Raw genomic sequence first — 15,278 nt, 5'->3', positions numbered from 1 at the left:
ATAACTCCCAAAGAAAAGTTAAACAGAATAATATCGTTAAAATCAAGACATTATCGGTATGATGTTTTTTGCAACACTATATCATAAAAGAAAACATCACTGAATAAGTGAGAGAGGCTGATAACAGGAGTTTCAATAAATTTGGAGTACTTCCATATCTAACGGATTCGGCATTTATTAAACTATCATACCCACGCAAATACTTATTTTTAATACTCAGCCATAGATACTCAGTAATTTTTTGGCAAAAGAGTAAATACTCATCTACTTTTAAAAGGGTCATAGGAATTTTTATCTACATGATAGTTGACTTTCAATTTGTGCAAGGATGAGCCATGCAGTCACTTTATCTTAATCATATTTTTAATCCCTCCAGTATTGCCGTTATTGGTGCAAGCAGTAAGAAACAGTCCATTGGCTATCTGATCTTACGCAATTTAATAACGGAAAAATTTCAAGGCAAAATCTATGCAGTCAATCCAAGTCATGAACAAGTACAAAATAAAAAGTCATATCCTACAGTATTGGATATTGGAGAACCCGTTGATTTAGCCATTATCACTGCTCCAGCCAAGGCCATGCCGGAAATCATTAAACAATGTGGGGAGGCTCGCGTTAAAAGTGCCATTGTCATTTCGGCAGGTTTTAGTGAAACCGGTAAAGAGGGAAAAAAACTGGAAATGGAGATATTAGATATCGCCAAAAAATACAATGTCCGTATCCTTGGACCCAATTGTCTTGGAGTTATCTCGACACAACATGCCCTCAATGCCACTTTTTCCGAGCAGATGGCTAAAAAGGGAAATATCTCCTTTATCTCACAGTCCGGAGCCATTTTTGCCATCATTCTTGATTGGGCTTACTCACACGATATAGGATTTTCCAAACTTATCTCCCTGGGAAACGCTTCAGATATTGGTTTTGGCGAGTTACTGGATTATTTGTCTCTTGATCCGCAAACTGCGAGCATTTTACTTTATATTGAAGGGATACAGAACGCCAGACAATTTTTAAGCGGACTTCGAGTCGCAGCGCGATTAAAGCCGGTCATTGTGATTAAATCGGGACGTAAAAAAGCCGGCCAAAAAGCGGCTCAATCCCACACAGCGGCTATCGTCGGTAGTGACGATGTTTTCGACGCTGCCCTGCAGCGTGCCGGTGTCGTACGTGTATTTACCATCGAGCAGTTTTTTTCCGCCTCTCAATTATTATCGGCTAATCTGGAAATAAAAGGAAATCGGCTGGGGATCATTACCAATGGTGGAGGACCAGGAGTAATGGCCGCAGATCATGCCGCTACGCTTAATATTAAAATACCTTCCTTATCGGAAGATACTACAAATAAACTCAACCAACTGTTACCATCAAACTGGTCACATAACAATCCAATTGACGTTTTAGGAGATGCCACCCCTGAGCGTTTCGCTGATGTGTTATCAATTTGTCTTAAAGATAATAATTTCGACGGTTTGCTAACCATGTTAACACCTATTGCCATGTCCAAACCCGTAGATGTTGCAAGTGCCGTCATTCAAAGCATAGAAAAAAACAAAGCAGAAAAACCCGTTATTGCCGCATGGCTGGGAGAAAGAAAAGTTGCTCCGGCCTGGGAGCTGTTTTCCAAGCATAATATTCCTTATTTTCAAACGCCTGAGGCAGCCATCGAAGGATTTTCTTATCTTGCCCGCTATTATCAAAGCCAACAATTTCTATTGCAGGTTCCTGAAACTTTATCTTCAACAAAACACGTCGATATGGATGGAGCCCATTTAATCATTGAAACAGCGCTTTCACAAAATCGAAAACTGTTATCAAGTCTGGAATCAAAAGCCATCCTCTCTGCTTTTGATATTCCGGTCAATCCCACCTATTTAGCGCATGATCATAATGAAGCGCTTATTATAGCCGAAACCATTGGTTTACCAGTGGCCATGAAAATTCACTCTCCTGATATTACGCATAAAAAAGATGTTGATGGTGTTTTTCTCAATATAAAAAACGCTCAGGAGGTACGCAAGGTATTTCATCAACTCATTGAAAACATTAAACAAAATAAACCTGATGCTAAAATCGAAGGCATTACCATTGAGCCCATGAGCATAAGAGCAAATGCGCGTGAGTTACTGCTGGGTCTTCTTCATGATGAAACATTTGGTCCAGTCGTTACTTTTGGTGCCGGAGGAACATTTGTTGAGATTCTACAAGACAGAGCCATTGAATTACCGCCGGTAAATACCTTCATCTGCAAAAGATTAATTGAGAAAACTCGAGTATCAAAACTACTTGACGAATACCGAAACATGCCGGCCGTAGATAAAACTGCTCTCATGAAAGCCATTATACGGGTGTGTGACATAGCCTGTGAACTGCCTGAAATTAAAGAATTGGATATTAATCCTCTGATTTCTGATGAGAACGGTGTTCTTGTTCTCGATGCACGAATTGTAGTGGACTTTCCCAGAGTTTCCCGCAGAACTTACAATCATATGGCCATTCATCCTTATCCAAGACATTTGGTTCATGATTGGCAATTAGCAGATGGTACGGATGTCACTATTCGTCCCATTCGCCCTGAAGATGCAAAAATTGAACATGAATTTGTTCGTAACCTAGGTGAAGAATCCAAATATTTTCGCTTTTTTCAAATGTTACATGAATTGACTCCGGAAATGCTGATCCGCTTTACTCAGATTGATTATGATCGAGAAATGGCTTTTATTGCTGTTATTGAGCAAAATGAAAAAAGGGTTAATATCGGAGTGGCTCGTTATGTGATTTTATCGGACGGTATAACCTGCGAATATGCTATTGTCGTAGCTGATTCATGGCAAAATAAAGGTGTAGGAGGCTCCCATTTGATGAATCATTTGATAGAAGAAGCAACCAGCAAAGGACTCAAGCAAATGTACGGAGAGATTTTGAAAAAAAATGAAAACATGATAGAACTTGCCGAAAATTTAGGTTTCACCATAAAACCACATAAGGAGGACTGACGTGGTCAAGCAAATTGCGACACACCAGTTAAGCAACCATTTTTAACAACCTCATTTCCTTTTCGAATTGATTTGGGCTTTTATAACCAATTGTTGAGTGAAGCCGAAAATCATTATAAAAAACGGTGATGTAATTTAATACATCCCGGTGTGCCTCAGAACGCGTCTGATAATGTTTCCATTGCACTCGTTCTTGCTTCAAGCTACCAAAAAAGCTCTCTGCAACCGCATTATCCCAACAATCACCTTTTCTGCTCATGCTGCCAGTACACTTCCAGTCGTTGAGTAATTTACGGTACTCATTGCTGGCATATTGAGAGCCTCTATCTGAATGCACAATTAAGCCAGGTTTTGGTTTACGTTGCCATAAAGCCATTTTCAGGGCATCACAAACTAAATCTGCCTTCATCCTTGAACTCATACTCCAGCCAACAACTTTCCTGGAGAACAAATCAATAACCACTGTCAGATATAACCAACCCTCTTGTGTTGACAGGTAAGTAATATCCGATACATAAGCTCGGTCTGGCGCACTGGGCGAAAAATCACGGCTCAGAACATTTTCAAAAACCGGTTTTTTATGTCTGCTATTGGTCGTTATCTTATATTTTTTTCTGTACCGAACCATAACGCCCGCTTCTTTCATCAGGCTCTGAGTTTTACGCCGACCAACCGGATATCCTAGAGCATTTAGCGCTTTTCTCATGCGTCTACTGCCAAATGTATAAGTACTTTTCTCCGCGATGTCTTTCACAAAATCAATCATCTCCTGATGTAATGGATCGCTCGGTTTACCGTGTCGATTTCGACGGTATCGATAATATCCTGAACGCAAAACGCCCAGTAATAGACACATCTTGTCTATTGGCCAGACCTTCTCATGTTGGGCGATAAACGAATATTTCACTTCGTTTCCTGAGCAAAGAAGGCCGCCGCCTTTTTTAAAATCTCCTTTTCCATCTTCAGCCGACGGTTTTCTTCTCGTAGCTGGCGAATCTCAAGCTGTTCAGCCGTTAATTTCCCGTTACCCCTGAATGCATTCCCTTGATCTGATTCATGTTCTTTTATCCACCGACTAAGCATATTGGGATGAATTGATAAACTGCGAGAGGCCTCAGCTCGACTGTAACCTTGATCTTTTACAAGGCTTATCGCATCAAGTTTAAATTCTTGTGAAAATTTTCTTCTAATTGTCATCTTTTTTACTCCAGTTAAGCTTATTATCTCTTAACTGCTGTGTCCGAATCCATTAAACCACGTCAGACTCCTCTATTGTCATTTCAATAAAATCATTGAAATGATCAACAGGTAAACATCGAGGTTTGCCCACCCTTCTTACCTGTATATTTTTCGCAATTGCTCAATTAAATTCTTTGCGAAGGCTGGTCGGGAGAGAGCTCATGACTTTCTCAGCCAAATCAGGTCCTAATTTATGCTTTATAAATTTCATACAAGCTGTTACAGCTTCTTTGGTGTTGACATTCAACTGATTCAATTCCGTTGAAAATGGTTCAATAAATTCTTCCAATGCTTTCGCTTTGGAAATGGGATGAGAAGGATTCCAGCCTTCATAATATACGCCTTTTAAAACCAGCGGTAATTGTGAGGCAAGATGAGCTGAAATCTCTGGAGGTAATTCATCTCTTAAAGAATGTAAGACAACACGTAAAACGGAATAGCACTGTGACTCGTCTCTAAAATGCCCAAAATCTCTGCATTCATGTAACCATTCATAAGTTTTATTGACGGATGATGTTATAGATGAAATTTGCATGATACGTTCCTCCTGTTCACTTTCCTTAACGAGAGACAAAACATGCCTCATTTTTCCACATACACTTCTTGCTAATAAAATATAGTGCCTGTTTAAATTTTAATCCAAATTATTTGTAGAGATGGCAAAAATCAATAAATTCATATAAAAAAATTTAATCATTTAATACTCACTTAATATTAAAATTATACAATCCATCGTCAGATTAAAAAATTTTCATCCTTGAGGTAAGACATGACATATAAAACCATAGCAAGCGTAAATCAAAAGGGGCAATTAGAATTAAAAGATGGGAAACTGGAAAAAATTGGTGACCATATTTTTGCTTATCATGCCGTATTAGCTCTTTGTGATAAAAAGATAGTATCAGAAGTAAACAAGGATTTTTTTATTTCAGAATTACCTGGTTCGGGTTTTTACAGCCAATATAAAGTAACTTTCTCTGCCGATAAAACTCCTCAAGTTGCTGAAGAACTGGAAAAAATATTTCCGGGCATTGAAATTAGCGGAAAAGAAAAAATGAATATAGATAGCCACGTTAATTCTCAACTAGTGACCATTTAAAAAAGAGGATGAGTCCACTAGACAGGTTTTCCTGGGCCAACGAGTTCTTTTTCCCATTGTGCGCATTCTGACCCTGCCTTATAGGTTGATTGTAAAAACATATACAAGTCTTCTTCAGGGTTTTCAGATTTTTGCACATCAGCATAATCAAGGACAAATAAACCCATGGAACTGTCCCATCGTGCAGCGGAAGGTTTAATCAGACTCTGCTCAATTCCCTTTGGCTGGGGATAAGTAAATGAATAATATGCCGGACGAGGGTAGTTTTCATTTCCACTCCACCATCCCACTTCAATCTGGGTTTCATTCATTGCATTTCGACGAATATATTCGGCATTGATTCCTGTGGCAGGAACAGGAACTCCCTGGTAACGCGCATCTCGCAAATCAAAAGTGCCCCACATCAAACCAACAGGCGGCGTTTTGCCGCTAAATTTCGCATGATATCGTTGCATGACTCGATATGAACTTACCAGGATTCGCCACCATGCATTAGCAAGTGCCTGGCTGTAAGTCCTTTGTTTTACGTCTTTATTAAAAGGGATAGGATCAGAAACTTCCTGTGGCATAAGATTTATTTCTATTTTTATACCAGCTTCCGACAATAGCTTAAACAATGACTGGGTAAATTCAGCCACAGACATGGAGCACAGCTTAAATTCACTCATGGATTGCCAGCTGGTCGTACATATAATTTTATGGGCAATTAAATCAATATCCACTGCAAAGATTCCTGGGTCATATTGAATCGGGCCAGTTGTGAGGCCACGGCTGCTTATCCAAAGTGGAACATTTGCCCATTGCGGTTCAAAGGGAGTGGTTAATTTTAATTTCCCTATCAACTGCAAGCCCATATGCAATAAGTGTGCTGTTGGCAGAAAATCCTTATAAGACAGTTCCGGCCATGGTTCATAGTTAAATTCGTCCATGAGGGTCCTTCTGCAATACATTACTAGTAATATAGTCATACAATTAAAAATTGTAAAAGGTGCCCACACTCCGCAGTAGATCCTAAGCTGAAAATATACCCTACTTCGGAACATGGATAGCCATATTTCTTATCAAATTTCTTATTCAAATTTTTTCCTGATCCAAACTTGTTTTTTTGACTCAGATGTTTTAGCGTAAAAAATACGCTTTAGGACAGGGTATATTTCCTAAATGAAGGAAAGGACGTATTTACAATTAATCAATCATAAACCTCGGCAACTTTTGTTCAGAAAAACAAGGTTTTGTGGGTATGAATAAAAATGCACATGGATATGCCTGGTTTATATTTCTGCTTTCCGCGGCTTTTTGTGCTTATGAGTTTGTGTTAAGGGTTAAAATAAGTCCCTTATCTAATCAATTGCTAACTGAGTTTAATACCTCTGCGAATGCCTTGGGTTTATTATCGTCGGCCTTTTTTTATGGCTATGCCCCTGTTCAACTTCTATCGGGACCTTTGATTCAGCGGTATGGACCAAGAAAAATATTAATTTTATCATTAACCATTTGTACGGTATCTACACTTTTTTTTGCAATAGCCTATCATTTCGCAATTCTTTTTTTCTTACGCTTTCTGGTTGGCTTAGGAAGCGGTTTTGCTTTTGTTGGTGCCTATATATTGATTGCAAACTGGTTTCCTTCCCGCCAATGGCCTTTCCTATATGGCTTGCTGCAATTTATGAGTTGTCTTGGAGCGATGTATGGACAACAGCTACTGGCTTTTTTTTCGGTTGGTATGAGCTGGCGGAGACTAAGTCTTATCATTGGATATAGTGGTCTTGGGCTTATGCTTCTTTTTTACTTCTTTCTCAAAAATCATTCCAAATATCAAGAGTCTCCCTCTTTAAAAGCAGGGAATAAACTCCGATTTCTCTCCCAATTAAAGCGGGTAGCTCAAAATCCCAGCTCCTATCCCATTGCTCTATATGCTTTTTTTACCTGGGGACCTATTACCATCTCGGCCACATTATGGGGACCGGCTTTTCTGGCAGAAAAATTATTAATAAGCCTCACAGAAGCCAGTTATTTATTTTCTTATACCTGGTTAGGAATTGCCTTAGGCAGTCCATTTATCGGTTATTGGGCGACACGGGTCCCATATCCAAAATATCTCATGCTCAGTTGCTCAGCCTTAGGCTTTACTGCTTCCTTCTTTTTACTGAATCAATATATTTACAGTATCGGCTTGTACAAGTTCATTTTATTTTTTCTAGGTTTTTCAACTGCTGCTCAACCGATTAGTTTCGTTAAAATTCAACAAACAAATCCTGAGCATTGTCGGGGTACTTCCGTGGGATTTAATAATACAGCCGTGATCCTCTCAGGCGCTTTTTTACAGCCACTCTCCAGTTTTCTGATTGAACACTCACATCGTTTAAATCAGGCCAATTATTCATATAATTATACCTTAGATAACTATCATAACGGGCTTGTGCTGATGCCTGTCTGTTTTCTTATCAGTTTTATTCTCGCCGCCTGTTTTATCAAAGAACCACTACGCCTCAAAAACACAGTTGATCAGAGCCTCAAGCCTTAAATTTTCCTTGAAAAAAGATCTAAACTAAAAATCAAATTAAAGAAACTTGCAACATCTATAAGAGAGTGAGAAACTCCACAAAGATAAATCACTCATGAGTAAATCAGCAAGGAGCGATTATGGACTACTCTATATCAACAGAAAGTTTGTTGAAGGAACATAATATCACCATCAGGCAAACAGAATTGCTTATCAATGGAATATTTCAGCCATCTGTATCCGAAAAAACTTTTGATACATTATCACCTATTACCGGAGAGGTAATCACATCCGTGGCACTTGCTGAAAAAGAAGACGTTGATAAAGCAGTAAAAGCCGCAAGAGAAGCCCTGGAAAATGGCCCATGGAGTAAAATGGATGCCCGTCAACGAGGAAAGATTTTACTGAAATGGGCTGACCTGATTGAAAAACACCAGGAAGAACTGGCAAAACTTGAAGTCCTGGATAATGGTAAACCACTCAATGAAGCTGTAGGCTATGATATCCCTGCTGCAGCCAGCACCATTCGTTATTTTGCGGGATGGGCAGATAAAATTGAAGGCAAGACCATTCCTGTTTCAGGGAATTTTTTTACTTACACTCAAAAAGAACCTGTAGGCGTATGTGGTTTAATCATCCCATGGAATTTCCCTCTGGCAATGGCTGCATGGAAATTGGGCCCTTGTCTTGCTGCAGGATGTACCGCCCTCTTAAAGCCAGCAGAACAAACTCCTTTAACAGCTTTACGTGCGGGTGAACTGGCTCTGGAAGCCGGCCTTCCTGCGGGGGTATTGAACATATTACCGGGATTTGGAGGAGATAGCACCGGAGAAGCTATTGTTAAACATCCTGGAATTGACAAGCTGGCATTTACCGGGGAAGCCCGAACTGCACAACTTATCAAACAGGCCACTGCCCATTCGATGAAACGTCTTTCCTTTGAATTGGGAGGTAAAAGCCCAAACATTATTTTTGATGATGTCGATATCGATGAAGTTGTCGAAGGGGCGATTGGAGCCATTTTCCTGAACCAGGGACAAAATTGTTGTGCTGGAAGCCGCACTTTTGTTCAGAAAAATATTTACAATGATTTCGTCACCAAATTTGCGGAAAAAGCAAAAGAACGACGCATCGGTAATCCTTTTAAATCAACTATTGAACATGGCTCGCAAATCGATAAAGCGCAGTTTGACAGGATTATGCACTATATTCAATTAGGAAAAGAACAGGGTGCAAATTGCATTGCCGGTGGGCATCGCCATGGGGAAAAAGGTTATTTTATAGAGCCCACTGTTTTCAGTCATGTCAAAGATTCCATGGCCATCGCCCAAGAAGAAATTTTTGGCCCAGTTGCCAGCTTACTTTCTTTTGAAACCATGGATGAAGTCATCCAGCGAGCAAATAACACTTCTTTTGGACTTGCAGGTGCCGTTTGGACAAACAATATCGATATCGCTTATACAATTGCTCAAAAGGTTAAAGCAGGGACAGTATGGATCAATTGTTACAACATCGTTGATCCTGCCGCTCCTTTTGGAGGCTTTAAGCAGTCAGGAACAGGCCGTGAGCTTGGTGAGCAAGCGCTCGATTTATACACAGAAACAAAAACTGTTACCATGCTAAAAAGGATGATTTGATGCAACATTTTATCAGTGATAACGCTTCTCCTGCTCATCCGGAAGTTATGAACGCTTTAATGGAGGTGAATTCAGGTTATGAAGTGGCTTACGGGCAGGACCGTATCACAGAAAAGGCAAAACAGCTTTTTCGAAAGCATTTTGGTGAATGTCAGGTTTTTTTTATGTCAACAGGCACTGCTTGTAATGTCATTGCCCTAAAATCTATCCTTGAATCCCATGAGGCCGTGATATGCGCAGATAGTGCCCATCTCTATAAAGATGAATGTGGCGCTCCTGAAGCACTTCTGGGAGTTAAGCTGCTGACAGTAAAAACACCTCAAGGCAAATTAACTCCTGAGAATATTTCGCCTTTATTGCTGGATAGAAATATGGTTCACCGTGTACAGCCTAAAGCGGTTTCCATTTCTCAATGCACTGAATGGGGTACCGTATATTCCATTGAGGAATTAAACCGCTTATCTGAATTTTGCCATAAACATGGATTATTATTACATGTTGACGGAGCAAGGCTGGCTAATGCAGCTTGCCATTTAAACACTTCTTTAAGAGAGATATGCCTTAATGGAAAGATTGATTTATTATCTTTTGGCGGAACTAAAAATGGCTTGATGGGCGCTGAAGCACTGATTATATTTAATGCCAGCCTGGCTGGAAAAACACCCTTTATTCAAAAGCAGTTCATGCAGTTAAGCTCCAAAATGCGCTATCTTTCTGCACAGTTTATTGCCTTGCTTAACGATAATCTCTGGCAGAAAAATGCTGACAGAGCTAACCAAATGGCAACGTTGCTGGCTGAGCAGACTCATCATGATGTAGATATCATCATGCCAGTCGAAACCAATGTCATTTTTGCCCGGTTACCCAAAGAAGTTATTTCTCCTCTACAGACAGCTTTTCCTTTTGCTGTTTGGAATTCCGAAAAAAACATTGTACGCTGGATGACATCTTTTGATACACAAGAGCAAACTGTCATGGCATTTGCTAAAAAAATAAAAGAGGTCATAAATGACTACAGTTAAACAGGCCTATGCTGAATTATTAAAAGATTTAGTGTCCTTTGACTCCATATCAAATAAAAGCAATTTACCATGCATTGATTTTCTTAGTCATTATCTGAGCGAGCGACGATTTCGCACACAAATGTTTTTCAATGAGGATAAAACAAAAGCCAATCTTGTTGCTGCCATTGGTCCAGATATCAGCGGCGGACTTATGCTTGCCGGACATACCGATGTTGTACCTGTTGACCGCCAACGATGGGATTTTAATCCTTTCGAACTTATTGAAATGAAAGGAAGGCTCATTGGCCGAGGTACGTCCGACATGAAGGGTTTTATTGCTCTCGTCTGTGATGTGATTGACTCGGTTTCTCTGAATCAGCTAAAAAAACCCTTATATCTTGTTTTCACTTATGATGAAGAAGTAGGTTGTTTTGGTGCGAAATCACTACAGAAGGAATTGTTTAAATACGCGCAATATATAGACTTTGCCTTAATAGGCGAACCTACTAACTCATCACTGGTAAATACTCATAAAGGCATGCAGGCTACAAAAACACAATTTATGGGTAAACCCGCTCATTCCAGCGCCCCCCATTTAGGGAGCAACGCTATTATGGCAGCTTCTGCCTTTTTACAGCAGCTACCCTCATTCCTGCCTAAAGAGGAAAATTCTGCCTTTACACCAGCTTATACTACTTTTAATGCAGGAATGATTAAAGGAGGAAGCGCAGTTAATATTATTGCTGAACACTGTCAGCTTGATTGGGAATGCCGCCCTCTGCCCGGAATACAAGAGAAAGAAATTGCTCATATCATGGATAAGCTTACTGAAGAGGTTAGATCTTCGTCAAAAGTGGATGTTCATCATCACATCATATCTTTTGTACCAGGCTTGACCACCAAAAATAACCAACAAAGCATTGAGTTCGTAAAACAATTTTTACCTGAAAGTATAAAAGTGACCACTGCACCTTTTGTAACGGAAGCAGGGATATTTGAGCAAGCCTCCATTCCTACTATCGTCTTTGGTCCTGGTGAGCTTGAACAAGCTCACCAGCCTAATGAATCGGTTTCCATTGAGGCAATGGAAAATTATCGCCAGTTTTTGTTTGATTTGATTCAACATCATTGCCATTAACCATGTATTCAGGAGTAGAAAGTATGCGTTTTTTCAGTGATAAGGAGTTTGAAAACCGTTTAACTAAAGCAAGACAAGCCATTGAGTCAAAAGGTTTCGATGCCTGTATTATTACCAACCCGGAAAATATTTATTATTTGACTGGTCTTAATCATCAAGGTTATTTTGCTTATACCTCATTAATTTTACCCGTTAATCAAGAACCGGTGCTTATCATGCGTAGGATGGAAGAAAAGATCGTTAAAGACATGGTCATTCCAAGTGTCAGATTTTTTCCTTATAACGATGGTATTGATCCCCTACCGAAAGCCAGCAATACCGGGGAAGATCTAACCTTATCTGCTTATAAAGAAGGTGCAGAATCCGGTGGTTTGATGCCATCTAGTATGAGTCTTGGTATATCGGTTCGTGATGAAGATGAAAAAGACATGGATTACACCAATCCTGCGAAAGTCACCTGTAAGGCCTTAAAAGAGCTGAGACTTGAATCGTCAAGAGTGGCTTTTGAAAAAAACAGTTCCTTTCTTCCCTATCGAATTGCAGAAGGTTTTGTTCAGGACATGCCGAACATCACCTGGTTTGATGCTGAAAATTTAATTAATGATTGTCGTGCCGTTCTTTCAGCACAAGAAATTGAATGTGCAAAAGTTGCTGGTAAAATCTCAGATGCCATGATTTTAAGTGGCATTGCCATGGCTGGTGAAAACGTTCCCAATAAAAACGTTGCCGCTCAGGTCTTTTCTGCCATGGTTCAGCGCGGCGGTACTTATCCCGCCTTTGTCCCTCTTATCCGTTCCACACGTACGCTCAATCATGAGCACGGCACCTGGGATGACGATGTTTTACAATATGGCGATCATCTTTTTCTTGAAATGTCTGGCTGTCACTGGCGATACCATGCGCCTGTAGGCAGATTAATACACATTGGTAAAGCTTCTTCTGGTGCTGAAAAAGCGACTAAAGTATGTGTTGAAGCAGAATATAATGTTGTTGATACCATTAGGCCTGGCGTTACCGCGAATGAAGTCTACCAGGTATGGAAAAAGACCATCGACAAATATGGCTTTGAGCATTATCATCGCCATCACTGCGGCTACATGGTTGGTATTGGCTTCCCACCCAGTTGGTCGGGTTCCGGTGTTCCACGCAGCTTAAGAAATGGTTCAGACATGATCATTAAAGAAGGCATGGTGTTTCATTTACTTTCATGGCTGATGCGGACAGGAAAAGGCGATGCTTTCGTATCCGATTCCGTGGTAGTAACCAAAAACGGCTGTGAGTTTTTAACCAATGCTCCCAGAGAATTGATGATTAGATAACGTATTTGATATAAAAATATTTGTATTTTTTATGTTGTTAAGAAATCTTATCCCGTAAAAAATTTTTTACGGGATAAGATTAAAAATTTCACTCAATTATTCAAGTGTCGTGCTTCGTTTTCAGCCTGTTCCTCTTTTGTATCCAACATATTCCTTACCGTGTTCTATAAAACTTTTAATAATTGATAACACCATTTTCATATCTCTCGGTGAGAAGCTATAATATTCATATGTCTTATCTATAAATACAAACTCATGAAACTGAATGAAACATCCGTTAAAAAACTATGTGGTGAGGCAAAAGAAGCCGTCGTATTTGGCTTCGGCAAATATCAATATAAAGAATTATGTGAAGAAATTAATAAGCTCGGAATAAAAGCTGTTCATTCTGATGATTATGAATATAAACATGAAGTAGATAAAAACGCTCCATACAGTCCTTTTAGATATTTTAAGTTTATATTAAATGATCTGCTCATAGAAAACTACAAAAGACAACAAAAAGGCGAGCCTATTATTCCCTTATTTTTCGTTGTAGGGCTTAATGAGAATGAATACGATAAAAAACAAATTGCTGAAAGACAGGATCATTATGATAAATGGGTGACCCTTACAGAATTACGAAGATGTTATAAGCTTGTTTCTGAATTTGGAGATGAAATCACCGATATAGCCAAGAATACATTTCAATTTGTCAAACTGGTTTCCAAAGAAAACACATATCAATTACAGGCAGTAGATCCTTTCTGGCGAGATGAACAATGGAAAGCTGCGTGGGAAGAACGTAAAAAAAATCCGGATGTACCTAGAAATACACCACATAAACATATTTTTTGGCGAGAAACATTTGAAAAACTACTTAAAGAGTCTTCCCCAATAAAAGACTCTTCACCAAACGAGCCCTCACATTATAAAAAAACTTAAACATACTCCTTAAAACAATTCTTATGCTTTATCTGCTAATACAGTTAAAACCAAGTCAGTAACAGCATTATCAATAACCCAACGGCAAACAATAAAAACAATAACAGCTGCTTAGTTAATTTCTCCGAATGTAGCTGGGGAATTAAATCTGCAGCACCTATATATAAAAAATTACCAGCAGCAAAGGGCAATAATAAACTGACATTAACATTCCCGGAAAGTAGATAAGCCAATACAGCTCCAATTGGAAAAGTCAGCGCTGAAATCATATTGAACAGAAGTGCTTTTTTGCTGCTCCAGCCACTGTGGACCAATATGCCAAAATCACCCAGTTCCTGGGGTATTTCATGTGCTACGGCAATAAGCCAAATGATCATGCCAAACCTGGCATCAATCAAAAAAGCTGAACCAATGGTAAGACCACCAATAAAATTATGGAAACCGTCAGCAAAAAGAATAAGATAACTCACCGGTTGATGCTTTAAAGAAGAACGATGGCAGTGATGCCAGTTCAAGAACTGCTCTAAAATAAAAAAAAGAACAAACCCTGAAACCAGGGCAATATAGATGATTTTCTCATTTCCCAGCTTGTCAACAGCTTGCGGAAGCAGATGAAAAAATGCGCCGCCTATGAGCGTACCTGCGGCAAGACTCACCATAGGCTGTATGATCTTATGAAATAAATGCTCAGGTAAAATGAGAGCAAACCCTCCAACCAGAGCGATGACACTCATCATGAAACTGAAAATGAGAGTCAAAACCAGGGTTGACATTGGTTCCATCCGGTTATTTTTCCCATCTAGCTGGGAACGTTGGACGCACTGCCTAATTCCTCCATCTCTATTGTTATATTATTTGAAGCAGATGGATAGAGACAATGTCCTAAACTTCTGCCAATTTTAGGTGCACAACATATACCAAGGCAAGCGCCAACGAGCATTGAAGCAGGAATACTCACTAACCACCCCACTTCTGCTTCATTGGAAAGCGCAGCCGTGTTTTTTAAGATAAAATAAAGACCTACATGTAAACCCGTGAGCAGCATACTCGTCATGCAACCGGAAAATTTTGCATAAGGCTCTCGGCGAAAAGCGTCTTCACAATCATCTATGTTTTCTTTTCGTACCTTCATTTTTTCTTCATATTTTTGTGTTTCCTCGTTTATTTTTACTTGAAGTTTTGAATTTAAAAACTTCCTGACAATAGCAGCAACCTCCTCTGAACGAAAAAAATCTGGTGAGTTTAAGAACTGCGGAGGTAATTTAAAAAAAAGGTTGGGATTTGTTTCTTTTATTTTTTTAGCAGTCAGCACCTGCAGGCTCCGAATTTCCTCAGTGTTGCTTTTAGAAACAATTTTAGGCATATTTTTCTCACTTAAACATTACATTTACTCATAATGAACAGACTGTATTATTTTATAAC

General features: G+C 39.4%; 13 protein-coding genes. 8 read left to right on the top strand and 5 right to left on the bottom strand.

Annotated elements, in window-relative coordinates:
- Positions 1–335 precede the first annotated feature (335 nt).
- Positions 336–2,993: a bifunctional acetate--CoA ligase family protein/GNAT family N-acetyltransferase gene (locus E4T55_RS14030; protein WP_058501546.1), complete on the top strand. Its 2,658-nt coding sequence runs from the start codon at positions 336–338 to the stop codon at positions 2,991–2,993.
- A gap of 28 nt (positions 2,994–3,021) precedes the next feature.
- On the opposite strand, the gene E4T55_RS14025 is transcribed toward E4T55_RS14030, so the two are convergent.
- A protein-coding gene (locus tag E4T55_RS14025; RefSeq protein ID WP_115325230.1) for an IS3 family transposase occupies positions 3,022–4,190 on the bottom strand; the annotation gives its coding sequence in 2 pieces (ribosomal slippage) (positions 3,022–3,926 and positions 3,926–4,190; 1,170 coding nt in all).
- Between the two features lie 163 nt (positions 4,191–4,353).
- Positions 4,354–4,806: a DUF2267 domain-containing protein gene (locus E4T55_RS14020; protein WP_058502048.1), complete on the bottom strand. Its 453-nt coding sequence runs from the start codon at positions 4,804–4,806 to the stop codon at positions 4,354–4,356.
- Positions 4,807–5,001: 195 nt separating this feature from the next.
- On the opposite strand from E4T55_RS14020, the gene E4T55_RS14015 reads away from it, so the two are divergent.
- Complete coding sequence (locus tag E4T55_RS14015) at positions 5,002–5,331, top strand: hypothetical protein (RefSeq protein ID WP_058502049.1); 330 nt, start codon at positions 5,002–5,004, stop codon at positions 5,329–5,331.
- 17 nt (positions 5,332–5,348) lie between these two features.
- On the opposite strand, the gene E4T55_RS14010 is transcribed toward E4T55_RS14015, so the two are convergent.
- Positions 5,349–6,260 (bottom strand): DUF5996 family protein, encoded by a 912-nt coding sequence (locus E4T55_RS14010; protein ID WP_058502050.1) that lies wholly within the window; start codon positions 6,258–6,260, stop codon positions 5,349–5,351.
- Between the two features lie 311 nt (positions 6,261–6,571).
- On the opposite strand from E4T55_RS14010, the gene E4T55_RS14005 reads away from it, so the two are divergent.
- The 6 genes from E4T55_RS14005 (at position 6,572) to E4T55_RS13980 (ending at position 13,856) form a co-directional block, all read left to right on the top strand.
- Positions 6,572–7,855, top strand: a complete 1,284-nt coding sequence (locus E4T55_RS14005) for an MFS transporter (RefSeq protein WP_058502051.1) — start codon at positions 6,572–6,574, stop codon at positions 7,853–7,855.
- Between the two features lie 119 nt (positions 7,856–7,974).
- On the top strand, positions 7,975–9,471 hold the full coding sequence (locus E4T55_RS14000) for an aldehyde dehydrogenase family protein (protein WP_058502052.1): 1,497 nt from the start codon (positions 7,975–7,977) through the stop codon (positions 9,469–9,471).
- Entirely contained in the window at positions 9,471–10,493 is a 1,023-nt protein-coding gene (locus E4T55_RS13995; protein WP_058502053.1) for a threonine aldolase family protein, read from the top strand. Before E4T55_RS14000 ends, E4T55_RS13995 begins: the two co-directional genes overlap by 1 nt.
- On the top strand, positions 10,480–11,613 hold the full coding sequence (gene argE / locus E4T55_RS13990; protein ID WP_058502054.1) for an acetylornithine deacetylase: 1,134 nt from the start codon (positions 10,480–10,482) through the stop codon (positions 11,611–11,613). Before E4T55_RS13995 ends, argE begins: the two co-directional genes overlap by 14 nt.
- 23 nt (positions 11,614–11,636) lie before the next feature.
- A complete protein-coding gene (locus E4T55_RS13985) occupies positions 11,637–12,932 on the top strand; it encodes a M24 family metallopeptidase (protein ID WP_058502055.1) in 1,296 nt (431 codons plus the stop codon).
- A gap of 255 nt (positions 12,933–13,187) precedes the next feature.
- Entirely contained in the window at positions 13,188–13,856 is a 669-nt protein-coding gene (locus E4T55_RS13980; protein WP_058502056.1) for a hypothetical protein, read from the top strand.
- Positions 13,857–13,900: 44 nt separating this feature from the next.
- Here the strand turns inward: E4T55_RS13980 and E4T55_RS13975 are convergent, their stop codons facing one another.
- Positions 13,901–14,629 (bottom strand): ZIP family metal transporter, encoded by a 729-nt coding sequence (locus E4T55_RS13975; RefSeq protein ID WP_065236001.1) that lies wholly within the window; start codon positions 14,627–14,629, stop codon positions 13,901–13,903.
- Between the two features lie 26 nt (positions 14,630–14,655).
- Positions 14,656–15,219, bottom strand: coding sequence for a hypothetical protein (locus E4T55_RS13970; protein WP_058502057.1), 564 nt, complete (start codon positions 15,217–15,219; stop codon positions 14,656–14,658).
- Positions 15,220–15,278 lie beyond the last annotated feature (59 nt).

This window comes from Legionella israelensis (genome assembly GCF_004571175.1).
Taxonomy (GTDB): domain Bacteria; phylum Pseudomonadota; class Gammaproteobacteria; order Legionellales; family Legionellaceae; genus Legionella_D; species Legionella_D israelensis.
Note: the sequence above shows the minus strand (reverse complement) of the source record. Positions and strands in the feature narration are given on the sequence as shown.

Bases quoted from the DNA above. Each gene is read 5' to 3' on its own strand.
- E4T55_RS13980 (WP_058502056.1), top strand. From the start codon at position 13,188: ATGAAACTGAATGAAACATCCGTTAAAAAACTATGTGGTGAGGCAAAA.
- E4T55_RS13975 (WP_065236001.1), bottom strand. From the start codon at position 14,629: ATGTCAACCCTGGTTTTGACTCTCATTTTCAGTTTCATGATGAGTGTC.
- E4T55_RS14015 (WP_058502049.1), top strand. From the start codon at position 5,002: ATGACATATAAAACCATAGCAAGCGTAAATCAAAAGGGGCAATTAGAA.
- E4T55_RS14005 (WP_058502051.1), top strand. From the start codon at position 6,572: ATGAATAAAAATGCACATGGATATGCCTGGTTTATATTTCTGCTTTCC.
- argE (WP_058502054.1), top strand. From the start codon at position 10,480: ATGACTACAGTTAAACAGGCCTATGCTGAATTATTAAAAGATTTAGTG.
- E4T55_RS13995 (WP_058502053.1), top strand. From the start codon at position 9,471: ATGCAACATTTTATCAGTGATAACGCTTCTCCTGCTCATCCGGAAGTT.
- E4T55_RS14000 (WP_058502052.1), top strand. From the start codon at position 7,975: ATGGACTACTCTATATCAACAGAAAGTTTGTTGAAGGAACATAATATC.
- E4T55_RS13985 (WP_058502055.1), top strand. From the start codon at position 11,637: ATGCGTTTTTTCAGTGATAAGGAGTTTGAAAACCGTTTAACTAAAGCA.
- E4T55_RS14030 (WP_058501546.1), top strand. From the start codon at position 336: ATGCAGTCACTTTATCTTAATCATATTTTTAATCCCTCCAGTATTGCC.
- E4T55_RS14010 (WP_058502050.1), bottom strand. From the start codon at position 6,260: ATGGACGAATTTAACTATGAACCATGGCCGGAACTGTCTTATAAGGAT.
- E4T55_RS13970 (WP_058502057.1), bottom strand. From the start codon at position 15,219: ATGCCTAAAATTGTTTCTAAAAGCAACACTGAGGAAATTCGGAGCCTG.